Raw genomic sequence first — 23,603 nt, 5'->3', positions numbered from 1 at the left:
TGCCAGCAGGAAAAAGGTTTCAAATCGCAATTCTTTTGACTATCGCTTGATCGGAAACGATTCTGCCATGCTGCGCGCCGGCTGGTGAAGGGGGCACGATGCTGCGGTACCTGGTTCAGGGGCTAGCCATTCTGGTGATCGCCGCCTGCTCGTCACCGCCGCCCAAGCCAGAGAACCGCGTGTTTGACGTCCGCGTTACCCAGGTTGGCAGCCGCGCCACCGCGGCCATGCTGAGCGCGGTTGGCACGGTCCACCTGCGCCGCGAAACAACCCTGGCCTTCACATCGCCGGGACGGATCGCGCGGATTTCCGTCAACGAGGGCGACCGGGTGGCGCGGGGCCAGGTGCTTGCCGCGCTGGACATGACCACGGTCGATGCCCAGCTGGCTGCTGCCGATGCCGAACAGGTCCGCACTGCGGCCGAACTGAAGCGCTCGGCAGCTTTGCTCGACAAGGGCTGGGTGACCAAGGCGCGCCTCGATAATGCCCGCGCCGCCTATCAATCGGCCGTTGCCACATCGCGTGTCCGCCGCTTTGCCGCCAATACCGCGCGGATTGTGGCGCGTGGCGGCGGCGTGGTCCTGGCCCGCCCGGCCGAACCGGCGCAAACCGTCGACGCGGGCACCCCGGTGCTGGTGGTGGGAGATGAGCGTGCGGGCTATGTCCTGCGCCTGCCGGTGTCTGACCGGGATGCCGTGCGGCTTCGCGCCGGGGCCCCGGCCATGGTCAAGATCGCGGCGCTGGGGGAGGGCGAAATCGCCGCCACGGTCAGCCAGATCGGTGGCCGCGCCGATCCCGCCACCGGCACTTTCGCGGTCGAGCTGGCGCTGCCCAGCCTGCCCGGGCTGCGCTCGGGCCAGATCGGCAGCGCCCAGCTGACGGTCAGCGAGTCTGCGGGCGATGGCGCCCTGCTGGTCCCGCCCGCCGCGCTGTTTGCGTCGCGCGCGGGTGAAGGCTTTGTCTATGTCGTGCCCGCTGGCAGCAACCGTGTGATGCTGCGCAAGGTCAGCGTGGCCGATGCCCGCGATGGCGGGCTGGTGGTGACCAAGGGGCTGGCACCGGGCGAATGGGTGGTCGTCTCCAACCTCGATCGGCTGTCCGACCAGACCAAGGTCAATCCGGTGCGGGCTGCGCGATGAGCCTGACCCGGTTTGCGGTCAGACACTGGCAACTGACGCTCGTCGCGTTTCTGCTCGCGGCCTTGCTCGGGGTGCAATCGTTTCTCTCGATTCCGCGCTCGGTCGATCCGCAGGTGCCGTTTGCGGCAGCGATAACTACCGCCGTGCTACCCGGAGCCGATGCCGCCGAGGTCGAGGAGACGGTCGCCAAGCCGATCGAGGACGTGCTGCAGGGCCTCGACTATGTGAAAGAGGTCTCCTCGTCGAGCAGCGACGGGGTGGCAGTGATCTCGGTCGAATTCATCCACGGGACCAATGCGGAACAGGCGCTCGACCGGACCATCCGCGAAGTCACCGCGATCCGCAGCCAGTTGCCGCAAGGGCTGACCCGGCTGGATTTCCGCCGCCCGCGCCCGACCGAGGCGGCGGTGATCCAGCTCGCGCTGGTCAGCAAGGACGCATCGTGGCGGCGGTTCGAAAAGTACGCGGGCGATCTGCGCGATGCGCTCAACGTGGTCGGCGGGGTGCGCAGTACCAGCGTCTATGGCCTGCCCCGGCCCGAAGTGCAGATACTGCTCGATCCGGGCCGGATGGCCGAAGCGCAGCTTGCCTCGACCGCGGTCGTCGCCGCGATCCAGGCCGGGGGCATCGACTTGCCGGCCGGCGCGGTGCACAGCCAAGGCCGCCGTCTCAACGTCGATGCCGGCGGGGCGTACCGTCAGCTGGACGATATCCGCGCGGTGCTGATCCGCGGCGGCAGCGGCCGTCTGCTGCGGGTGGGCGATGTCGCCAGGGTTGAATGGGGCGAACCCGAGCAGCTGGTGCTCAACCGCTTCAATGGCCAGCGTGCCGTGTTTGTCGCGGTCAAGCAGAAGGACAACGTCTCGGCCCCGGTGCTGCGCGATGCGCTGATCAGCAAGGTCGCCGAATTCCGCGCTGCGCTGCCCCCCGATATGTCGCTGCAGGTCGGCTTCGATCAGTCCAACGACATCCAGCGCCGCCTTGGCGAGCTGGCGCGCGATTTCTCGATCGCGCTGGCGCTGGTGCTGATCACACTGCTGCCGCTGGGGTTCCGTGCCTCGCTGGTGGTAATGATCTCGATCCCGCTGTCGCTGGCGCTGGGCGTGTTCATGCTCGCGCGGTTCGGCTTCACACTCAACCAGATCAGCATTTCAGGCTTTGTCATCTCGCTGGGCCTGCTGGTCGACGATTCGATCGTGGTAACCGAGAATATCGAGCGGCACCTGCGCGATGGCGAGGAGCCGGAAGCGGCCGCAATCGCCGGGACCCGCGAGATTTCCGCCGCGGTCCTCGGCTCGACCGGGGTGCTGATGTTCGCTTTCTTGCCGATCGCCTTCCTGCCCGAGGGCGCGGGCGATTTCGTCCGCGGGCTTCCGGTGGCGGTGCTTTCGACCGTGGCCAGTTCGCTGCTGATCTCGCTGACGATCATCCCGTTCATCGCCAGCCGTTTGCTCAAGCGCGAGACCGATCCGCACGGCAACCGTTTCCTGCGCTTCATCACTGCCGGGATCGAGCGGCTCTACCAGCCGCTGCTGCATCGCGCGCTGGACAATCCGAAGAAGACATTGCTGGGTACCGCTGCGGCTTGCCTGCTGGTCTTTGCCGCGGTCCCGCTGATCGGGTTCAGCCTGTTCCCCGAATCGGACTCGCCCTATTTCGTTGTCCAGGTCCAGGCCCCCGAAGGCAGCGGCATCGCGGTGACCGACAAGGCGGTGCGCGATGTTTCGGCGATGCTGGCGCAGGAACCGGAGATCACCGCACGGATGGAAAACGTCGGGCGCGGCAACCCGCAGATCTTCTACAACAACATCCCGCGTGAGGACGATACGAGTTACGGCGAGATTTTCGTGACCATGCGCGAATGGTCGCCGCGCGAATCGCCGCGGATGATCGACCGGCTGCGCGCGCGGCTGTCGCACTATCCGGACGCCGCGGTAAAGGTGGTGCGGTTCGAGAATGGCCCGCCGATCGAAGCCCCCGTAGCGATCCGTGTGCAAGGCCCCGAACTCGGCATGCTCAAGCAGCTGTCGGCGCAGATCGCCCAGATCATGACTGCGGTACCGGGGCTTCGCGATGTTCACAACGGGCTGGCGGTCGACCGGGTCGATCTCGATCTGGGGATCGACCAGACCAAGGCCAGCCTGCTCAACATCAATTCCGATGCGGTGCGCCGCGCGGTGCGCCTTGCCCTGAACGGCGAGCGTGCCAGCACCCTGCGCGACAGCGAGGGCGACAGCTATCCGGTGGTGGTGCGCTATCCCTATCAGGATCATCCGCCGCTCTCGCTGCTGTCGACGATCTATGTCCCCACCCAGGCCGGAGGCATCGTGCCGCTGCGCGAGATTGCCACGCCCACGCTCAAATCGGGGCCTTCCCTGATCCGCCGGTTCAAGCTAGAGCGTTCGAACACGATCTCTGCTGATCTCGAGACCGGATACCTCTCCAGCAAGCTCAACGCCGCAGTGGTCGAAAAGCTTGGCAAGATGCCGTTTCCGCCGGGCTATCACTGGAGCGTGGGCGGCACCGCCAAGGCCGCCAATGAGAGTACCTCGGGACTCGGCGGGGTGACCTTGCTGGCGATTTTCGGGATTTTCGGCGTGCTGGTCGCCGAGTTCGGCCGTTTCCGCGAGGTTCTGGTGGTCGCCGGGGTGATCCCGCTTGGCCTGGTCGGCGGGCTGATCGCCTTGCTGCTGACCGGCAATTCGATGTCGTTCCTCGCCTCGATTGGCTTCGTCGCGCTGATCGGGATCGAGATCAAGAATTCGATCCTGCTGGTCGATTTCACCACGCAGTTGCGCGCCCGCGGGCTGGCGCTGCGCGAAGCGATCGAAAAGGCGGGCGAAATCCGCTTTCTGCCGGTGCTGCTGACCTCGGTCACGGCGATCGGCGGGATGCTGCCGCTCGCGCTGTCGGGTGCACCGCTCTATGCGCCGCTGGCCTGGGTTATCATCGGCGGGCTGGTTTCCTCGACCCTTCTCAGCCGGATCGTCACCCCGGTGATGTACCTGCTGATCCTGCGCAGCAGCGACAAGGGCTGATCCGCCCGCAGCGGTCTGATTTGCCTTATCGCGGCGTTAAGGCCAAAGGTTCAGTCCCTACCTGATCCAGATGGAATCCGCCCGCCGTGCAACTTGCCTTTGTCGACCGTCTGCGCGGAATCGCGATCCTGCTGGTCATCGCAATGCATTACCTGCAAGTCTTCGCCTCTCCGGTGCTGCGCGACTGGAACGAGATCGGGCAGGTCGGGGTGCAGTTGTTCTTCGTCGCCTCGGCCTTTACCCTGTGCCTTTCGGCCGACAATCGCCGCGACGAGCCGAAGCGGCTGCTGGCCTATGCGATACGTAGGTTTTTCCGCATTGCCCCGGTTTATTACGTTGGCATCGCGTTCTACGCCTGGATGTTCATCGTCAGCGGAGAAGGTGCGCCCTACACGCCGGGCAACGTCCTCGCCAACGTCCTGCTGGTCCACGGTCTGATCCCGGCGGCGAGCAACACCATCGTCCCGGGCGGCTGGACCATTGGCACCGAGATGCTGTTCTATGTCGCCTTCCCGGTGCTCTATCCGGCGCTCGAGGCGGCGTGGCAGCGCTGGGGCAATCGCGCGCTGCTGGCTGCATTCGCGCTGTCGCTGCTGGTCGCGGTGGCCTGGCAAGTGGCCTTCCGCGAGCTTTACGGGCATTGGTTGCCCAACAACGGCTATGCCTATGGCTCGTTCATCAACCAGTTGCCGGTGTTCATTGCCGGGATGGGTTGGTACCTCGCTGCCTGGCGCGGCGGCGGCATGACGCCGCGCCCGGCGCGCGACCTGGCCGTGGCGGCGCTGTTCTTTGCCGCGTGCTGGCTGATCCTCGGGCTGGAACTCTATCCGTTCGGCGGGATCCTGCCCAGCCTCGCGGCGGTCGGCTGGGTCCTCGCGGGCAATGTCCTTCGCGGGCAGGGGGGTGAGAGCGGCTGGCTCGGCGCGGTCGGGCGGGTCAGCTACAGCCTCTACCTGATCCACTTCGCGCTGGTCTGGCGGCCTTCGGCCTGGCTGCTGCAATCGCTGGCCGACGTGCCCTATGCCCAGGCGGCGCTGCTGGTCCCGCTCTATGTCGCCGAAGTGGCGCTACTCTATCCGATCGCGCGACTCGTCTGGCGCTATGTCGAACAGCCCGGCAACCGGCTGGGCCAAAAGGTGATCGACTGGTCGGCAAAACCGCGCAATTCTGCGCCGAATAGAGCCGGCTAGGAAATTTTCGTTCCCCCCTTGTTCCAAAAGAACAAATAGAATACATCGTTGGCAGTTGACCTGTCCGGTCGGCTGGTTAGGCAAGGGGACGAACGATGGCTGCACAACTCAAGCTGATTCAGGAAGGCAAGGAAACCATGGACCGTCAGAAGGCGCTCGAAGCGGCGCTGGCGCAGATCGACCGCGCGTTCGGCAAGGGCTCGGCGATGAAGCTCGGCTCGAAGGAAGCGATGGAGGTCGAAGCGATTTCCACTGGCTCGCTCGGGCTCGACATCGCGCTTGGCGTCGGCGGCCTGCCGCGCGGCCGGGTGATCGAAATCTACGGACCGGAAAGCTCGGGCAAGACCACACTGGCGCTGCACGTCATTGCCGAAGCGCAGAAGAACGGCGGCACTGCGGCCTTCGTCGATGCCGAGCACGCACTCGACCCGGCCTATGCCAAGAAGCTGGGTGTCGACATCGACGAACTGATCGTCTCGCAGCCCGATACCGGTGAACAGGCGCTGGAAATCGTCGATACGCTGGTCCGCTCGAATGCGATCGACGTGCTGGTTGTGGACTCGGTCGCCGCGCTGGTCCCCCGCGCCGAAATCGAAGGCGAAATGGGTGACAGCCATGTCGGTCTGCAGGCCCGCTTGATGAGCCAGTCGCTGCGCAAGCTGACCGGCTCGATCAGCCGCTCGCGCTGCATGGTTATCTTCATCAACCAGCTGCGCATGAAGATCGGGGTGATGTACGGCAATCCGGAAACCACGACCGGCGGCAATGCGCTGAAGTTCTATGCCTCGGTCCGGCTCGACATCCGCCGCACCGGCCAGATCAAGGACCGCGACGATATCGTCGGCAACGCCACCCGCGTGAAGGTGGTCAAGAACAAGGTCGCCCCGCCGTTCAAGCAGGTCGAATTCGACATCATGTACGGTCAGGGCATTTCCAAGATCGGCGAAATTCTCGACCTCGGGGTCAAGGCCGGCCTGGTCGAAAAGTCGGGCGCCTGGTTCTCCTACGACAGCGTCCGGATCGGTCAGGGGCGTGAAAACGCCAAGACCTATCTCAAGGACAATCCCGAAATGTGCGACCGGCTGGAGGCTGCGATCCGCAGCCAGACCGAAGGTCTGTCGGGCGAAATGATGGCGGGTCCGGACGCGGACGACGACGTTTGATCGCTCAGAACTTCCGGCGCGGCCCCTTCCGCCGTCGCCGGGGTTGAACGGAGGGCGCCCCTAGTCCCCTAGCCCAACAAAGGGCGTCCTCCATCAAACAGAACCGGCGCGGCTGCTTTTGCGGGCACCGCGCCGGTTTTTCGTTGCGGTAAGCCGGGCGCAGCGCCACCTTGGCGCAAATGTCCATGGGAGAGACCGCGATGAGCCTGATCGTCCACCACCTCAACAACAGCCGTTCGCAGCGGGTGCTGTGGCTGCTTGAGGAACTCGAACTGCCGTACGAAATCAGCCACTATCAGCGCGATGCGGTGACCAACCTCGCCCCGCCCGAACTCAAGGCGGTGCACCCGCTGGGCAAGTCGCCGCTGCTTGAAGAGGACGGGGTGGTGATCGAGGAATCGGGCGCGATCGTCCAGCACCTGATCGACGCCTATGGCAAGGGCCGGTTCGCTCCAGCGCCTGGTGACGCGCTGCGCCACCTGCAGTGGATGCACTGGGCCGAAGGATCGGCCATGACCCCGATCCTGCTGCAGCTCTACACGTCGCGCCTCGGCGAAGCCGCCGCACCGCTCCAGCCGCGCATCGCCGAACAGCTGCAAAGCCATTTCGCCTACCTTGAAAGCGAACTGCGCCCCTCTGGCCATTTCGTCGGCGACGACTGGAGCGGGGCCGATGTCATGCTCAGCTTCCCGGCCGAGATTGCCGTGATGCAGGGCCAGGGCGCGGCCTATCCCAAGCTCGCCGACTTTGTCGCACGCGTTCACGCCCGCCCGGCCTGGCAGCGCGCGCGCGAAAAGGGCGGGGCCTATTACGGCTTCTAGGCGCCCGCCCGGACGGGTGGTTCAGGCCATTTCGACCGCGCGCGCCTTGACTACATCGTCGGCGTGCTTTCCGCCCAGTTCGGCCAGGTGATCGAACGCGGCGACGAAGCTCGCCAGCCCCTGACTGAGTGAGCGCAGTTCGGCGTCGAGGCCGTGGAGCGCGCTTTCGGGGAGCAGCGCCTCGACCTGTTCCCACCGCGGCCAGTCTGGATGGGGTGACAGGCCGAGGATCTGCCCGCGCCGCGCCGATAGCACCGATCCGGCCTTCGATCCGGTGCCGGGCGGGGTGTCGACCGTCACCTTGACCACCGGCTCGAGCAGATAGGGCACGGCCTGGGCCAGCGCGTCGCTCATGGCTGTCCTTCCGGCGATGCGGAAGGCCAGTTCCGAACTGTCGACGGCGTGGAACGAGCCGTCGGTCAGCGTGACTTCGACATCGACCACCGGAAAGCCCAGCGGCCCTTTCTCCATCGCGTCGCGCACGCCGCTTTCCACCGCCGGGATCCACTGTTTGGGGATCACCCCGCCGGTGATCCGGTCGACAAAGCGGAAGCCTTCGCCGCGTGGCAAGGGGCGCACGTCGATCACGCAGTCACCGTATTGGCCGTGGCCGCCCGACTGCTTCTTGTGTCTGCCCCGCTGGGTGGCACCTTTGCGGATTGATTCGCGATAGGCGATGCGCGGCGCGCTGGTGTCGACGGTAACGCCATAGCGGCGCTGCAGACGACCGATGACTACGGCCAGATGATCGTCGTTGATCCCGTGCAGTACCGTTTCGTGGCTGGCATCATCCTGGGTCCATGCCAGCGCCGGGTCTTCCTCGCACAACCTGTGCAGCGCGGTCGACAACTTGACGTCGTCCTTGCGGTCGCGGGTGCGAATTGCCAGCGCCGCGTTGCGTGCCGGATAGGCAATCAGCCCGGCTTCGTGGCAGCGGGCATCCTTGCGCCCCAGCACCATGCCGCTGCGCGCGCCGTCGACCTTGGCCACCGCGATCAGGTCACCGGGCCGGGCCGCGGCCTGCTTGGCCGTCTTGTCGCCTTGCACGAAAAACAGTGATCCGGTGCGTTCGGCGCTGCTTCCTACGATCAGTTCGTCGCCTTCCGCCAGGCTGTCGCCCAGGACGCGGCCGAGCGCCAGCCGCCCCATCGCTCCGCCATTGGCGATCTTGAAGACGTGCAGCCCGCCGCCGGCTTCCAGCCCGACCCGCTGCGCCGCGGCTGCGGGGGCAGGGGCCTCATGTCGCAGCAACTTGAGTAGCCGGTGCACACCGCCGCCGCTCAGCGCCGAACCCAGCATCACCGGAACAACCTTGCCTTCGGCGGTATCGGCGGCAAGATCGGCCAGGACCAGCGCGGGATCTGGCACTTCGTCCATCAGCAGTGCTTCGAGCAGGTTGTCGTCGAAATCTGCGAGGGTTTCGAGCAGATGGCTGCGTTCCGTCTGTTCGCGCGCAGCGATCGCTTCGGGAATGGCAACCCGCTCACTCTCCTTGCCCGGGCGATAGCGATAGGCGCGTTCCAAAGCCAAGTCGACATAGCCGGTCACGGCATCGCCTTCGCGGATCGGGATCTGGCGCAAGGCCAGCGGTTCGCGGCTCAAGGGCTGCAGCGCGCCGATCAGGTCGCGCACCGCGCCGGCGCGGGCATGCTCGATCTTGTTGACGAAGATTGCGTGCGGCAAGCCCAGGGCATCCAGCCGGCGCAGTACCGGCTCGGCCAGGCCGGCCCGCTCCGGCGCGGGATCGATAACCACTACCGCCAGGTCGGCTGATTGCAGCGCGGCGAGGCCATCGGCGGCAAAACCTGTGCCGCCGGGCATGTCGATCACTGCGAACGAATCGCCGAGATAGTCGAAGTGGGAGAGATTTATCTCGGTTGAGCTGCCCCGCGCGCGGGCTTCGGGGCTGGCATCCCCCACGGTGTTGCCGCTTTCGACGCTGCCCTGTCGGTTGATTGCGCCGCTGGCAAACAGCAGCGCCTCGGCCAGGCTGGTCTTGCCCGTGCCGGCCGGCCCGACCAGGGCGACCGCACGGGTTACTGCTCTGCCGTTCGACATGCCATTCTGGGTGTTGCCCATCGTTCGCCTCCTCGTTCACGAAGGCGCGCCGGGCGCATTTCCTTTGCACGCCGACGCGCAAGGACTGATGGCGATGCTCTGCCTGTCGCCAGTGAGTCGCAAGCGGAATCTGCGCCGCACATCGCGCTTGTGCCGCAATGGGCCTGGGACTAGCGTGCGGCCATGACCACGGGCATGGACTGGACCGCGCAGGTCGGGCGCAGCTGGGCGGATAACTACCGCCTGACCGACCGTTCCTTCTCAGGTTTGACCGGGCGCTTGCTCGAACGGATTTCGGAATATGACGGCAATACCGTCCTCGATATTGGTTGCGGCGCGGGCGAGCTGGCACTGGCCGTCGCGCGGCAACGCCCCGGGGCGGAAGTGGTCGGCGTGGATGTTTCACCCGACTTGATTACGGTCGCGAATGAGCGCGGCGCCCAGCATGGCAACGCCCGCTTCGTTCACGGCGATGCGGCCAGCTGGACGGGCGGCACATTTGCACCTGATCTGCTGGTGTCGCGCCACGGGGTGATGTTCTTCGATGATCCACCGGCAGCCTTTGCCAATCTTCATGCCGCTTCGGCAGAAGGCGCGCGCATGGTCTTCTCTTGCTTTCGCGCGCCGGGCGAAAACCCCTGGGCCTCGGAAATCAGCGCCTTGATCGGGGTGCAGCCGTCAGCCGATCCGACTGCGCCAGGCCCCTTCGCCTTTGCCGATCCCGATCATGTCACGGCGATCCTGACTGCAGGCGGGTGGCAGGACCCGCATCTCGAAGCGTTCAATTTCGCCTATGTTGCCGGAAAGGGTGAGGACCCGGTGCAAGATGCCCTGGCTCTGTTCCGCTATATTGGGCCCGCTGCCGCCACGCTGCGCCAATTGCAGGGCGATGATCGCACCCGCGCCGAAGGATGGCTGCGCGAATGGCTGGAAGAACACCGCAGCGGCGATCTTGTCGCCTTCAGTGCCGGGGCATGGATCGTAACGGCCCGCCATTGAGATGACTGCCCCACCGCCGGGCCATCTGGCCGTTGTCGTCAACGGCAGTGGTGGTCGCGCTTCCCGCGAGGGTGACGCGCTTGGCCGGCGAATTCGTGACGCCTTTGCCAAGCACGCCTGCACGGTCGTGCCGCGGATCGTTGCGGGCGCGCGCGTTGCCGAAGAACTTGCTGCAGCATCAGGCGCCGATTGTGTCGCGGTCGGCGGCGGCGACGGCACCCTGGGGCACGCCGCAGGGCAACTGGCCGAAAGCGGGCAAGCAATGGCGGTGCTGCCGCTGGGCACGCTCAATCACCTGTCGCTCGATCTTGGCATCCCGGCTGATCTGACTTTGGCGGCGGACGTGGCAGTCAACGGCCTGCGCGAGACGATCGATCTGGGTGAGGTCAATGGCACGGTCTTCGTCAACAATGCCTCGATCGGGCTCTACGCCCGGATGGTGCGTGACCGTGATGCGCGCCGGCTGCCCAAATGGCTGGCAACGATTCCGGCGGCATGGACCGTCCTGGGCGCGTTCAAACTACGGCAGATCGTAATCGAGGTGGAGGGACAGCGCCGTACGATCGCCACGCCGCTGCTGTTCATCGGCAACAACCGCTATGAAATAAGCGGCGCACAGCGCGGCAAGCGCGTCAGTCTGCGCGACGGCTTGCTCTCGGTCTATGCGGTGCGGCCGCGCAGCGCGGCCGGGCTGATCGGCTTTGCCCTGCGTGCGCTGATCGGCCGGGCCGATCCGATGCGCGATTTTCTGGGCATTGCCGAAGTGCGCGAACTGACCGTGCTGGGTGAAGGCACGATACCTGTGGCCCATGACGGCGAAGTGACCAGCATGGCGCTGCCGCTGCGCTTTCGCCTGCGCCCGGCAGCACTCACCGTCATGGTCCCGGCCCCGTGATCGCTGAAATCACGCTTGTTCGCGGGCCCGATAGACCCTAATCGCCGCGTGCTATGACTTCGACGAACGACATCCGCCGCTCCTTTCTCGATTACTTCGGCTCGGCCGGGCACACCATCGTGCCATCGGCGCCGTTGGTACCGTACAACGATCCGACGCTGATGTTCGTCAACGCCGGCATGGTGCCGTTCAAGAACGTCTTCACCGGGCTGGAGAGCCGGCCCGAGCCGCGCGCCACCAGCAGCCAGAAATGTGTGCGCGCCGGGGGCAAGCACAACGATCTCGACAACGTTGGCTATACCGCGCGGCACCACACCTTTTTCGAGATGCTGGGCAATTTCAGCTTCGGCGACTATTTCAAGGAACAGGCGATCACGCACGCCTGGACCCTGCTGACCCGTGACTGGGCGCTGCCCAAAGACAAGCTGCTGGTCACTGTCTATCACACCGACGATGAGGCTTTTGCCCTGTGGCAGAAGATTGCCGGCCTCCCCGAAGACCGCATCATCCGCATCCCGACCAAGGACAACTTCTGGGCGATGGGCGACGATGGCCCGTGCGGCCCGTGCAGCGAGATCTTCTACGATCACGGCGACCACATCTGGGGCGGCCCGCCGGGATCGGCCGAAGAAGACGGCGACCGCTTCATCGAGATCTGGAACCTGGTGTTCATGCAGTTCGAGCAGACCGCGGGTGAGATCACCGGCAACCTGCCCAAGCCCAGCATCGATACCGGCATGGGGCTGGAACGCATTTCGGCAGTCATGCAGGGCGTCCACGACAATTACGACACCGACACCTTCAAGGCGCTGATTGCCGCCAGCGAAAGCCTGACCGGGGTCAAGGCCGAGGGCGACCATCAGGCCAGCCACCGGGTGATCGCCGATCACCTGCGTTCGACCAGCTTCCTGCTGGCCGATGGCGTGCTGCCGTCCAACGAAGGACGCGGCTATGTGCTGCGCCGGATCATGCGCCGCGCGATGCGTCACGCGCACTTGCTGGGTGCGAAAGATCCGCTGATGCACCGCCTGGTGCCTGCGCTGATCACCGAGATGGGCCAAGCCTATCCCGAGCTGGGCCGCGCGCAGCCACTGATCGAGGAAACGCTGCAGCGCGAAGAAGTGCAGTTCCGCCGCACGCTCGCCAACGGGCTCAAGCTGCTCGACGAAGCGACCGGCGAAATGGGTGAGGGCGCCGAACTGCCCGGCGATGTCGCCTTCAAGCTCTACGATACCTACGGCTTCCCCTTTGACCTGACCGAGGATGCGCTGCGCTCGCGCGGAATCGGGATCGACCGTGATGGCTATGACGCCGCCATGGCGCAGCAGAAGGCCGCCGCGCGCGCCGCGTGGAAGGGCAGCGGGCAGGCCGCTGACGGCGAAGTGTGGTTCGACATCGCCGAGCGCGTCGGCGCGACCGAGTTCACCGGCTATTCCGCCACCACTGGCGAGGCGCAGGTCGTCGCGCTGGTCAAGGACGGCCAGGAAGTGGAAAGCGCGACCGTTGGTGACCGCGTCAGCGTGATCGTCAACCAGACCCCGTTCTATGGCGAAAGCGGCGGGCAGATGGGCGATGCCGGGACCATCACCGGCGCGGGCGGGCTGAAGCTGGCGGTCAGCGACACCGCCAAACCGCTGGGCCGGCTCCATGCGCACGACGCCGTGGTCGAAGCCGGTTCGATCAAGCTGGGCGATGTGGTCCGGCTCGACATCGATGTCGCGCGCCGCGATGCGATCCGCGCCAACCATTCGGCCACCCATCTGCTTCATGCCGCGCTGCGCAATCGCCTGGGCGGGCATGTCACCCAGAAGGGTTCGCTGGTTGCGCCCGACCGCTTCCGCTTCGACTTCTCCCAGCCGACCGCGCTGAGCGCCGAGGACATTGCCGCGATCGAGGCCGAAGTGAACGCCGAGATCCGCGCCAACGACCCGGTCAGCACGCGGCTGATGAGCCCGGACGACGCGATCGAGGCTGGGGCCATGGCGCTGTTCGGCGAGAAGTACGGCGATGAAGTGCGGGTGCTGTCGATGGGACGCACCTCCGACAAACCCTATTCGGTCGAACTGTGCGGCGGCACCCATGTTCGTGCGCTGGGCGACATCGGCATATTCCGGATCGTCAGCGAAAGCGCGGTCAGCTCGGGCGTGCGCCGGATCGAGGCGCTGACCGGTGAGGGCGCACGGCAATGGCTGATTCACCGCGAGGATGCGCTGAAGAACGCCGCCAGCCTGCTCAAGACCACGCCCGACGATGTCGAAACGCGCGTCGCCGCATTGCTTGACGAGCGGCGCAAGCTGGAACGCGAGCTGGCCGAGGCGAAGAAGGCGCTAGCCCTTGGTGGCGGCAGCTCCAAGGCTGAGGCGGCCGATGAAGAGATTGGCGGGGTCAGGTTCTCCGGTCAGGTGCTCGACGGCCTCGATCCTAGGGACCTGCGCGGCCTGCTCGACAGCGCCAAGCAGCGCATGGGCTCGGGTGTTGCGGCAATCGTTGCCGTCAACGAAGGCAAGGCCAGCATCGCGGCGGCGGTGACCGACGATCTGGTCGGAACCATCAGCGCCGTCGATCTGGTCCGCGCCGGGGTCGAAGCGCTGGGCGGCAAGGGTGGCGGTGGCCGCCCCGACATGGCGCAGGGCGGCGGTCCGGACGGCGACAAGGCGAGCGACGCCATTGCCGCGGTGAAAGCGGTTCTGGCGGGCTGAAACGTCAGCGCCGTTTGGGTAAAGTCTTTGGCATCACGAACAGGCTGCCCAGCAGTGTCTCAAGATGCGCGCGGCCCAGATCGCTCCACACATTGTAGAGGCAGTTCTGGCCTTCGACATAGACGTAGGCGATCAGCTTTTCGTTAGCGCCTTCCAGATTGTCTGCTGGAAACGGTTTGCCGCCCTGCAGGCCATAGCCCGCAACGGCGCGGGCCTTGCCGAATTGAAGCTGCTTGACCAGCGGCCATTGCAAGGCGAGCCGGCGGGTCCGCTCCGCATGCGACCAGGCACCCGCGTCGGTGATCCCCGCGCCGGCCACGCCAAAGGCGCTGCGCAACCCTGGACGATCGAAGGCAACGCCCCAGCCGCCACCGAAATAGGCGGCGCGCGGGGTGCCGCCATCGGCAATTGCCGGGGTGACGCCGATGGGAGCACATTGCGACCGGTTTTCCGCCTTGACCCACTGACGGTAGACCAGTTGATTTGCAACGGCCTGCGGCGATGGCGCGGCCAAGGCCGGCATGGGCGCCAAAGACAGCAGGGATAGGGTTAAACAGGAGAGCAGGAATTTGCGCATGGGAGTGTCAGCTTTCGGCATTATCCCTGGGGTGGTATTCGCGCAGGGATGCCGTGCGCAACCTGGGGGCATGTACCAGTTCACCTTCGTGCATGATCTGCTGGCGGTATTCATCGCGCCTTTCGTGGATGCTGGCGATGACGAATCCCATCGGCACACCGACATCGACCAGCACCGCTTCGCTCAGCTGCAGGCTGCTTTCCAGCGTTTGCGGCACTGCGGTCGTCGCCCCCGCACGGTACAGCGCGGCGGCGTGGCGGGCATCGCGGGCGCGGGCGAGGATCGGCAGGTCGGGAAAGCGGCTGCGCAACCGCCTGACCAGGCGCTGGGCCAGGACCGGCTCGTCCATGGTCAGGACCACCGCGCTGGCGCGTTCGATCCCCAGTTTGTCCAGCGTGGCATCGCGGGTCGCATCACCGAAAATCACCGGCCAGCCATCCTCCTGCCCCTGGATGACGCGGTCGTTATCCAGATCGATGGCGACGAAGGGCTTGTCGTGGCGCCGCAGCATATCGGCGATCAGGCGGCCGACACGGTCGAACCCGATAATGATCGTGCGGGCTTCTTCGCCGTTCATTACCTCCAGCCTGGCGCCGCGATCGACGCGCTTGGCCAGGCGCCGGCCCAGCCAGGCCAGGATCGGGGTAATGGTCATGCCCAGCGCCGTGACGATCTGCCAGAATTGCGCCGCCTCAGCGGAAATCAGCCGCGCGCTGATCGCCGCGCCCAGCACGATAAGCGTCGTTTCCGAGGGGCTGGCCATCAGGATCCCGGCCTCTGTCGAGGTGCCGCGGCGCGCACCCATCGTGCGCAGCAGGATGCCGGTGACCAGCGCCTTGGTGCCAAGGATCGCCGCGGTTGCCAGCAGGATCGCACCCAGGTTGTCGAACAAGAAGCCGAGGTTCAGGCCCATGCCCACGGTGATCAGGAAGACCCCCAGCGCCAGGCCTTCAAACGGCTTGGTCATGCCTTCGACTTCTTCGTGGTATTCGGTTTCGGCAATCAGCAGCCCGGCAATCAGCGCGCCGACGATCGGCGACAGGCCGACAGCGCCGGTTGCTCCCGAAGCGACAATGACGACAAGCAGGCTGGCGGCCAGGAACAGTTCGGGGCTCTTGGTCCGGGCGGCCTGGGCGAACAGTCGGGGAAACAGAAAGCGGCCCGCGACCAGCAGCACGATGATCACCAGCGCGCCGTTGGTCAGGACAGAGACAAGTTCCGCGGTCGATTGCGTCTCGCTGCCCCGGCCCATCGCGCCGAGCAGGAAGATGATCGGGATCAGCGCAATGTCTTCGAACAGCAGCATCGCCAGCGCCGCCTTGCCCACCGGACGGGCGGGATCGACAATCCGCAGCACCAGCGCAGTCGAGGACAAGGCAAGCGCAAGTCCCAGCGCCAGCGCGGTCGGCGCCGAATTGCCCAGCAACAGCAGGCCGAGACCGATCAGCAATGCGCACCCGATCAGTTCAAGCGCACCAAGCCCGAACACCTGCTTGCGCATGTCCCACAGGCGGCCGAACGACAGTTCCAGTCCGACCGTGAACAACAGCATGATGATGCCAAACTCGGCAAAGGGATCGAGCCGGTGGACGTCGGATATCGTCACATAGCCCAGCCAGGGCATTTGCCCGACAAAGGCGCCAAGGCCTGAAGGCCCCACCAGAATCCCGACCAGAATGAAGCCGATGACGGGGGTAATGCGGAACCGTGCAAACAGCGGGATCACGATCCCCGCCGCGCCCAGGATGACCAGCGCGTCGGACAGTATCGAGGTCGAGATAAGGGGTTCGCTGCCGGACATGGAACAGCCCTATGGCATCGGACAGCACTTTGTCACGGCCCCGCATAAGAAAACGGCGGCCCGATTGCCCGGACCGCCGTGAATTCGCAGAAACCAGGCTGGACTTACTGCCAGCTGCCCATTTCCTTATCCAGGTTCTGGACGATCGCCTCGAAGAAGCCTTCGGTGGTCAGCCAGGGCTGGTCCGGACCGATCAGGATAGCCAGGTCCTTGGTCATCTGGCCGCCTTCGACGGTATCGATGCAGACCTTTTCCAGCGTTTCGGCAAACCGCACCACATCGGGGGTTTCGTCGAACTTGCCACGATACATCAGCCCGCGGGTCCAGGCGAAAATGCTGGCGATCGGATTGGTGCTGGTCGCCTTGCCCTGCTGGTGCTGGCGGTAGTGGCGCGTGACTGTGCCGTGCGCAGCCTCTGCTTCCACGGTCTTGCCATCGGGGGTCAGCAGCACCGAAGTCATCAGCCCAAGGCTGCCAAAGCCCTGAGCGACCTGGTCCGACTGGACGTCGCCGTCATAATTCTTGCAGGCCCAGACGAACTTGCCCGACCACTTCAGCGCCGAGGCGACCATGTCGTCGATCAGGCGGTGTTCGTAGACGATGCCCTTGGCGGCGAACTGCTCCTTGAAGCCTTCGGTCTCGAAGACTTCCTGGAACAGGTCCTTGAACCGTCCGTCATAGGCCTTGAGAATGGTGTTCTTGGTCGACAGGTAGACCGGCCAGCCCAGATTGAGGCCATAGTGGAAGCTGGCGCGGGCGAAATCGCGGATCGAATCGTCGAGGTTGTACATCGCCAGCGCGACGCCGGGCGAAGGGAACTGGAACACCTCCTCGTCGATCGTGCTGCCATCGTCGCCGTTCCACACCAGCCGCAGCTTGCCGGGGCCTGGGACCAGAAAGTCGGTCGCCTTGTACTGATCGCCGAATGCGTGGCGGCCGACCACGATCGGATCGGTCCAGCCCGGGATCAGCCGCGGAACGTTCTGCATCACGATCGGTTCGCGGAAAACCACGCCGCCCAGGATGTTGCGGATCGTGCCGTTGGGGCTCTTCCACATCTTCTTGAGCTTGAATTCCTCAACCCGGGCTTCGTCCGGGGTGATCGTCGCGCACTTTACGCCGACGCCATACTGCTTGATCGCATTGGCGCAATCGACCGTGATCTTGTCGTTGGTTTCATCGCGCATCTCGACCGAAAGATCGTAATACTTCAGATCGATGTCGAGATAGGGCAGGATCAGGCGTTCGCGGATCCACTGCCAGATGATGCGGGTCATTTCGTCGCCGTCGATTTCGACGACCGGGTTCTTCACCTTGATCTTGGCCATGCTCTCTCTCGTCATCCCTGGGGAGGTTCGGTTCCCCTTAGCAGAGCATCTGCGCCGCGCAAGTAAGGGCTGGACGGCGCCGCTGCGGCGGCTTAATCGTTCGGTTAAACGCCAGTCGAGAGGATCAATGGCATGAGCGATGAAAACCCAGTCCTGACTACAGTTGAAGATGGCGTGCTGATCGTCACGATGAACCGTCCAGACGCCAAGAACGCGATGAACAAGGCCCAGGCCGAAGGCATCTCGGCGGCGATGGACCGCCTCGACGCAGAGGATGATCTGCGCTGCGCGATCCTGACCGGGGCAGGGGGCACGTTCTGTTCGGGCATGGACCTCAAGGGCTTCCTGCGCGGCGAGCGGCCCAGCATCGAAGGGCGCGGATTTGGCGGGCTGACCGAATGGACCCCGAAGAAGCCGGTGATCGCGGCAGTCGACGGCTATGCCCTGGCCGGGGGCATGGAACTGGCGCTGAGCTGCGACCTCATCGTCGCCAATGCCGGGTCGAAGTTCGGCATTCCCGAATCCAAGCGCGGTCTGGCTGCCGCTGCCGGCGGACTGATCAAGCTGCCGCGCCAGATTCCCCCGCGCATCGCCATGGAACTGGCCCTGACCGGTGATTTCATCGACGCGAATCGCGCCTATGCCCTGGGTTTCATCAACCGTATCGTGGACGGTCCGGCGATCGACGGCGCCAAGGAATTGGCCAAGGCCGTGGCCGCCAACGGCCCGCTTGCCCTGATCGCGTCGAAAGCGATCATCCGCGATTCGCATTCATGGAGCGATGAAGAGATGTGGCAAAAGCAGGCCGCCTACATCGCCCCGGTGTTCACGAGCGAGGACGCCCGCGAAGGCTCGCTGGCCTTCGCCGAAAAGCGCAAGCCGAACTGGCAGGGCAAATAGCCCTCCGCTGTTGCCTGGATACGAAAAAGCCCCGGGAAACCGGGGCTTTTTTAGCGAATGGTGGGCGTAGCAAGGATTGAACTTGCGACCCCTACGATGTCAACATAGTGCTCTACCACTGAGCTATACGCCCGCACCATTCAAAGTCTGCCCGAGGCCGTCGCCCCGGACAGGGGAGCGCCATTAGCGGGGCTCTTGCGCATTGGCAAGCCTTGCAAAGCCTAAATCGAAGCGTGGGCCTGCTGGCCGAAGATCCGTTCGACTTCCATCACCAGATCGCGCAGGTGAAACGGCTTGGACAGGACCTTGGCCTGGGGCGCCTCACGGCTGGCCTTCAGGGTTACCGCGGCAAAACCGGTAATGAACATCACCTTGGTTTTCGGACTGATTTCGGCGCAGCGCTGGGCCAGTTCAATGCCGTCCATTTCGGGCATGACAATGTCCGACAGCAGCAGATCGAATTCGCCCATTTCAAGCAAGGGGAGGGCGGCGGTGCCGCGATCGACTGCGATTACTTCGTATCCTGCATTCTGAAGCGCGCGCGCCAGATAGGTGCGCATGGCTTCTTCATCTTCGGCAAGCAGGATGCGGATCATCGCGTTTGGTTTCCACCACTGGCTGTATGAGGCTGCCATATCGACCGCCATCGGCACAATCCTATACACCCTACCGGTTAATTTTCTCGCCCGGTTTTTTGTCTGACCGGCTTTGACATGAAGGCCGAACCGCGCCAGCAAGTTTGTATATGACGCGTGCTGTCCCTGGATCCAGCGAATCGCCGAGACGCGATACCGGGCGCATTCCTGGCGCCGAAGGCGTTCCCGCCTATGCGCTGTCGGCACCCGACCCCTCGTCGATTCCCATTCTTATCGCGGTCCCGCACGCTGGCCGGACCTATCCCGCAAACCTGAGCGCAAGGATGCGCCATCCCCGCGCTGCGGCGCTGCGGCTTGAGGATCGCTATGCCGATCTGCTTGGCCGCGAAGTGGCGCAGCGTACCGGCGCGGCACTGCTGATCGCCAATGCGCCGCGCGCCATGATCGACCTCAATCGTGCAGAGGACGATGTCGATTGGGACATGCTGGTCCCCGGCAAACCGAATCGCGGTGATGCGCCGATGGGGCTGCGGGCGCGCAGCGGACTTGGCCTGATCCCCCGGCGGTTGCATGGCCTGGGCGAGATCTGGAAGCAGCGTCTTGCCGAAGAGGAACTGGCTGAGCGGATTGCCACCATCCACACCCCTTACCATGCTGCGCTGGCGAGAGAGTTGGCACGGCTGCGCAAGCGCTGGGGTGCCGCGCTGCTGATTGACCTGCATTCGATGCCGCCGCTGGGCCTGCGTGGTCCGCGTCCGCCCAGTGTCTTCGTCATCGGCGATCGCTTCGGGGTGTCGTGCCACGGCACATTGATAGCCTCTGCCTTTGGCTACTTCGCCGAAGTGCGGCATGCGGCGGGGCACAATCGGCCCTATGCCGGCGGCTATGTTCTGGAACGTCACGCCGCCCCGCATGAAGGCCTTCATGCCCTTCAGCTTGAGGTCGATCGCAGCTGCTATCTCGATCATGCCATGAGCGAACCTGGAGCGGGATTCGCGGCAATGGTCGACGTGCTGGTCGGGTTGACCGAACGTCTGGCCACGCAGGTTGCCCAGCTGGGTCAGGCCGATGATCCCGCACGCTGGGCTGTCGCCGCCGAATAGCCAATAAAAAACCACCTCGTGCAAACGCACGAGGTGGCCAAGGTTCAGGGAGGAGGTGCACAGAGTGCACCAGTGTCCGGCCGGGCCATGAGGGAAGCACCGACAAGACGAAACAAAGATAAGCCTGTTGTCAGGTTATGACAAGCCCCGGCACCGTGCATACGAATAAACCGGGCGAGCCCGCGCCGAATTCTCGCGGCGCGGGCTGGTATTTGCAGCCGATCAGCTGGCGAGTACGGGAACCGGACCCTTGCCCTGCTGAACCTGGCGGGCGAACACGTCGCTCATCAGTTCCAGGCTGAACAGGTGGGCGAAGATCAGCGCCAGCATTCCGTTCTGGTTCCACTGGCGCAGGACGTCGCCACGCAGTTCGCGCAGCTTCTCCTGGTTGACCATCTTGAAACCGCGATAAACGAACGGCTGGTCATTGCCGGCCTGCTGGATGGCGACTTCGCCGTCCATCAGCAGGTCATGCTTGGCCAGCTCTTCGACAAAGTTCTGCGTCCGGAAGCCTGCTTCTTCGAAATTGCGGCAGAATTCCAGGGTCGACTTGGTGGTGTCGGACGGTTCTTCAGCATTGAACAGGGCGGCGCCATCGTCGAACTCGCCGACAAGATCGGTGGTCGGATCGAAGCACAGCGACAGCTCTTCCGATTCCGGAGCCAACTTGGCCAGCATGAAGGGATAGCGGCGCGCATAGGCCGGAATATAGACCTTCTCGCTGGCGCGGCCTTCATCGTCGATGAAGGTGTTGACGCCCTCGTTCAGGCCCATCAGTCCCAGCGGCACCGGCGGTTCACCGACCGAGAAGACGATCGGGTAATTGCGCGAGGCGTGGACGAATTCTTCAGCCGTCAGCGGGATCGCGTGCTGGCCGACCAGCCACTTTGCCTGATCGGTGGTGCGGCTGTGCCAGTTGCCGTGGTCGCGGCTGTTGAGCGGCATCAGGTCATTGTAGAACAATGGCAGGTTGGTGGCTTGCGGCGCGCTGGCCATCGGGAACTCTCCAATCAGTGCGAATATTGGCATTTCCGGGCGCGCCCGGGACGAAAACGCGCCTTTAGGCGTTGCCGCTTTCCGGCGCAAGCGCCACCAGCTTGCCCGGATTGAGCAATTCGCGTGGATCGAGCGCGGCCTTTATCCGGCGCATCAGGTCGAGCCGGACCGGATCGGCCAGCCGCTCGAGCTCGGTGCGCTTTAGCTGGCCGATGCCGTGCTCGGCAGAAATCGAGCCGCCAGCAGCAGTGACCAGATCGTGGACCCGGCGGCTGATCGCCTTGCCGGCTCCGCTTTCCCACGTATCCCGCTCTGTCCCGGCCGGTGCGCCGACATGAAAATGGATGTTGCCGTCGCCCAGATGGCCATAGCCGATAGCACGCGTTCCGGGCCACGCGGCTTCGATCGTGCGGCTGGCCGATTCGATGAAGGCGGGCATGCCCGCCACCGGAACCGAGATGTCATGCTGCATCGCCGGACCGCGCGCGCGCTCTGCCGCGGAAATCGAATCACGCAGAGTCCAGAACGCTTCGGCCTGGGCTTCGCTGGCAGAAAGTACGGCATCCTGGACCATGCCGCGATCGAAGGCAGCGGCCAAAGCTGCTTCCACCGCGTCGCGCAGGGGCGCTACGGCATCGCCGGTCGCGACGACTTCGATCAGCGCGTGCCAGGCGTGGCGGCCGTTCAACGGGGTGCGGGCATCGGGCAGATAGGCCAGAACCGCATCGAGGCAGGGCTGAGGCAAGACCTCGAACCCCTCGATGGCGTTGCCCAGCGCAGCTTCGCAATGGAGCAGCAGGGCACGGGCGGCGTGGATCGATTCGAGTCCGGCCCAGACCACAATGCGATCCGAAATCGCCGGAACCAGTCGCAGCGTCGCCGCGGTCACGATCCCCAGCGTACCTTCCGAGCCGATGAACAGCTGCTTCAGATCAAACCCCCGGTTGTCCTTGCGCAGCGGGGTCAGGGCATCGAAGATCTGTCCATCGGGCAGCACCACCTCAAGCCCAAGCACTTGCGCCTTCATCACGCCGTGGCGCAGCACCTGGGTGCCGCCTGCATTGGTGGAAATCAGGCCGCCGATCGTTGCAGAACCCTTACCGCCCAGGGTCAGCGGAAAGCGCAGCCCTTGCGCTTCAGCGGCTTCGTGGAGGGCTTGCAACACGACACCTGCCTCGCACACCGCCTGCTGCGCGGCAGGATCGATCGTGCGGATCGCGTTCATCCGTCGCAGTGAGAGGAGCAGGGCTGTCCCATCCGGATCAGGAGTGGCCCCACCGGACATGCCGCTGTTGCCGCCTTGGGGGACTACAGGGACGCCATAGCGCGCGCATAGCGCCATCACAGCGGACACTTCGGCGGTATCGGCAGGCGCTGCCAGGGCCAGTGCCGCGCCGTGATAGCGGCCGCGCCAGTCGGTCAGCCAGGGATCGACCACGTCATTATCGCGGCTCAGCCCGCGCGGGCCAAGGATCGCCGCAAGTTCGGCCAGAAATTGATCGTGCGGCAGGTTCATCGGCACGCGATATGGCACAGCACGGGGCAACAGCCAACGCAGCCTCTTGCGCCTGCCGCGCGGCAGGTTAAGCGGTCGTTCAAGACCGGTCCCTAAACACCCGAGGCAATGAACCCATTAGCCCACCTGCTTGCACCGCTGGTGCTGATGCTGCCGACAGCCTTTGCGGTGGAGGATGCGCGGGTGCCGCTACCCGCCGACGCCGGGCTGGCGGTGCCGGCCGCACCGGTTTCGCGCGCCAGCAATGAGGGTTTGCAGGCACTGGCCGACTATATCCATCCGGCCCCCGCGCAGCAGGTGCGGATTGAGGAACGGATCACCATTCGCATCGCTCCGCGTCCCGCGCCGATGCCCATCATGCCATCGATGTTCGCCCCCGATTTCGAACCGCAGCCGGGGATGCCGCGCTACCGCGAAAAGAAGATGGGCAAATGCGTGCCTGTGGCAGGGATCATCGGCGTGCAGCCGGCGGGCGGCAATCGCCTGATCATGATGCTGCGCGATCGCCGCACGGTCAGCGCTGCGCTGTCCAAATCGTGCCAGGCCCAGGCCTACTACTCCGGCTTCCTCGTTGCCAAGAACGCCGACGGGATGATCTGCCAGGGCCGCGACCAATTGCTGGCCCGCAATGGTACGAACTGTACCGTCACCGGGTTTCGCCAGATCGTCGAGCAAGGCGACTGACCCTCTTTCCTTGACTTTGCGCCCTCTTTCGGCCTAGGGCGCGCCAGCTTCGCATGGGGTCCGCTGGGCCGGGCGAAGCGGCGGCCTGACCGGGGGGAAG

The 23,603-nt window shown here is 64.9% G+C and carries 18 protein-coding genes and 1 tRNA gene; 11 read left to right on the top strand and 8 right to left on the bottom strand.

The features are described 5' to 3' along the window. Positions 1-98 precede the first annotated feature (98 nt). The 5 genes from ACFFF7_RS01395 to ACFFF7_RS01375 all read left to right on the top strand — a co-directional run bounded on the left by ACFFF7_RS01395 (position 99) and on the right by ACFFF7_RS01375 (position 7,351). Positions 99-1,139, top strand: coding sequence for an efflux RND transporter periplasmic adaptor subunit (locus ACFFF7_RS01395; protein WP_379479569.1), 1,041 nt, complete (start codon positions 99-101; stop codon positions 1,137-1,139). Continuing rightward, complete coding sequence (locus tag ACFFF7_RS01390) at positions 1,136-4,177, top strand: efflux RND transporter permease subunit (RefSeq protein ID WP_379479568.1); 3,042 nt, start codon at positions 1,136-1,138, stop codon at positions 4,175-4,177. Before ACFFF7_RS01395 ends, ACFFF7_RS01390 begins: the two co-directional genes overlap by 4 nt. Positions 4,178-4,263: 86 nt before the next feature. Beyond that, on the top strand, positions 4,264-5,367 hold the full coding sequence (locus ACFFF7_RS01385; RefSeq protein ID WP_379479567.1) for an acyltransferase family protein: 1,104 nt from the start codon (positions 4,264-4,266) through the stop codon (positions 5,365-5,367). 95 nt (positions 5,368-5,462) lie between these two features. Beyond that, positions 5,463-6,530, top strand: a complete 1,068-nt coding sequence (gene recA / locus ACFFF7_RS01380; RefSeq protein WP_379479566.1) for a recombinase RecA — start codon at positions 5,463-5,465, stop codon at positions 6,528-6,530. Positions 6,531-6,730: 200 nt separating this feature from the next. After that, positions 6,731-7,351 carry a glutathione S-transferase family protein gene (locus ACFFF7_RS01375; protein ID WP_379480449.1) on the top strand — a complete coding sequence of 207 codons (621 nt, stop codon included), beginning with the start codon at positions 6,731-6,733 and terminating at the stop codon, positions 7,349-7,351. Positions 7,352-7,372: 21 nt separating this feature from the next. On the opposite strand, the gene ACFFF7_RS01370 is transcribed toward ACFFF7_RS01375, so the two are convergent. Further along, positions 7,373-9,430 carry an elongation factor G gene (locus ACFFF7_RS01370; protein ID WP_379479565.1) on the bottom strand — a complete coding sequence of 686 codons (2,058 nt, stop codon included), beginning with the start codon at positions 9,428-9,430 and terminating at the stop codon, positions 7,373-7,375. Between the two features lie 162 nt (positions 9,431-9,592). Here ACFFF7_RS01370 and ACFFF7_RS01365 point away from each other — a divergent pair, with 162 nt between their 5' ends. From ACFFF7_RS01365 to alaS, 3 genes are read left to right on the top strand one after another with little or no spacing between them, the layout of a single operon-like run. Then, on the top strand, positions 9,593-10,408 hold the full coding sequence (locus ACFFF7_RS01365) for a class I SAM-dependent methyltransferase (protein WP_379479564.1): 816 nt from the start codon (positions 9,593-9,595) through the stop codon (positions 10,406-10,408). A 1-nt stretch (position 10,409) separates the two neighbouring features. Then, positions 10,410-11,303 carry a diacylglycerol/lipid kinase family protein gene (locus ACFFF7_RS01360; protein ID WP_379479563.1) on the top strand — a complete coding sequence of 298 codons (894 nt, stop codon included), beginning with the start codon at positions 10,410-10,412 and terminating at the stop codon, positions 11,301-11,303. 53 nt (positions 11,304-11,356) lie between these two features. Then, positions 11,357-14,002, top strand: coding sequence for an alanine--tRNA ligase (gene alaS / locus ACFFF7_RS01355; protein ID WP_379479562.1), 2,646 nt, complete (start codon positions 11,357-11,359; stop codon positions 14,000-14,002). A 4-nt stretch (positions 14,003-14,006) separates the two neighbouring features. Here the strand turns inward: alaS and ACFFF7_RS01350 are convergent, their stop codons facing one another. The 3 genes from ACFFF7_RS01350 to ACFFF7_RS01340 all read right to left on the bottom strand — a co-directional run bounded on the left by ACFFF7_RS01350 (position 14,007) and on the right by ACFFF7_RS01340 (position 17,708). Next, complete coding sequence (locus ACFFF7_RS01350; protein WP_379479561.1) at positions 14,007-14,525, bottom strand: hypothetical protein; 519 nt, start codon at positions 14,523-14,525, stop codon at positions 14,007-14,009. 61 nt (positions 14,526-14,586) lie between these two features. After that, entirely contained in the window at positions 14,587-16,380 is a 1,794-nt protein-coding gene (locus tag ACFFF7_RS01345) for a cation:proton antiporter domain-containing protein (protein ID WP_379479560.1), read from the bottom strand. Between the two features lie 104 nt (positions 16,381-16,484). Next, positions 16,485-17,708: an NADP-dependent isocitrate dehydrogenase gene (locus ACFFF7_RS01340; protein WP_379479559.1), complete on the bottom strand. Its 1,224-nt coding sequence runs from the start codon at positions 17,706-17,708 to the stop codon at positions 16,485-16,487. Between the two features lie 132 nt (positions 17,709-17,840). Between ACFFF7_RS01340 and ACFFF7_RS01335 the strand changes: the two genes are divergently transcribed. After that, entirely contained in the window at positions 17,841-18,608 is a 768-nt protein-coding gene (locus ACFFF7_RS01335) for a crotonase/enoyl-CoA hydratase family protein (RefSeq protein ID WP_379479558.1), read from the top strand. Between the two features lie 58 nt (positions 18,609-18,666). Here ACFFF7_RS01335 and ACFFF7_RS01330 read toward each other — a convergent pair. Together ACFFF7_RS01330 and cpdR are read right to left on the bottom strand one after the other, a co-directional pair. Beyond that, a tRNA-Val gene (locus tag ACFFF7_RS01330) sits at positions 18,667-18,741 on the bottom strand. 88 nt (positions 18,742-18,829) lie between these two features. Then, positions 18,830-19,204, bottom strand: a complete 375-nt coding sequence (gene cpdR / locus ACFFF7_RS01325; protein ID WP_379480448.1) for a cell cycle two-component system response regulator CpdR — start codon at positions 19,202-19,204, stop codon at positions 18,830-18,832. A 149-nt stretch (positions 19,205-19,353) separates the two neighbouring features. On the opposite strand from cpdR, the gene ACFFF7_RS01320 reads away from it, so the two are divergent. Then, positions 19,354-20,307 carry an N-formylglutamate amidohydrolase gene (locus ACFFF7_RS01320; protein WP_379479557.1) on the top strand — a complete coding sequence of 318 codons (954 nt, stop codon included), beginning with the start codon at positions 19,354-19,356 and terminating at the stop codon, positions 20,305-20,307. A 222-nt stretch (positions 20,308-20,529) separates the two neighbouring features. Here the strand turns inward: ACFFF7_RS01320 and ACFFF7_RS01315 are convergent, their stop codons facing one another. Both ACFFF7_RS01315 and ACFFF7_RS01310 read right to left on the bottom strand, forming a co-directional pair. Next, positions 20,530-21,303, bottom strand: coding sequence for a SapC family protein (locus tag ACFFF7_RS01315; protein WP_379479556.1), 774 nt, complete (start codon positions 21,301-21,303; stop codon positions 20,530-20,532). Positions 21,304-21,367: 64 nt separating this feature from the next. Next, positions 21,368-22,819 (bottom strand): FAD-binding oxidoreductase, encoded by a 1,452-nt coding sequence (locus ACFFF7_RS01310; protein ID WP_379479555.1) that lies wholly within the window; start codon positions 22,817-22,819, stop codon positions 21,368-21,370. Between the two features lie 108 nt (positions 22,820-22,927). On the opposite strand from ACFFF7_RS01310, the gene ACFFF7_RS01305 reads away from it, so the two are divergent. Further along, complete coding sequence (locus ACFFF7_RS01305) at positions 22,928-23,503, top strand: hypothetical protein (RefSeq protein ID WP_379479554.1); 576 nt, start codon at positions 22,928-22,930, stop codon at positions 23,501-23,503. Positions 23,504-23,603 lie beyond the last annotated feature (100 nt).

It is taken from the genome of Novosphingobium aquiterrae (assembly GCF_042434435.1).
GTDB lineage: Bacteria > Pseudomonadota > Alphaproteobacteria > Sphingomonadales > Sphingomonadaceae > Novosphingobium > Novosphingobium aquiterrae.
Note: the sequence above shows the minus strand (reverse complement) of the source record. Positions and strands in the feature narration are given on the sequence as shown.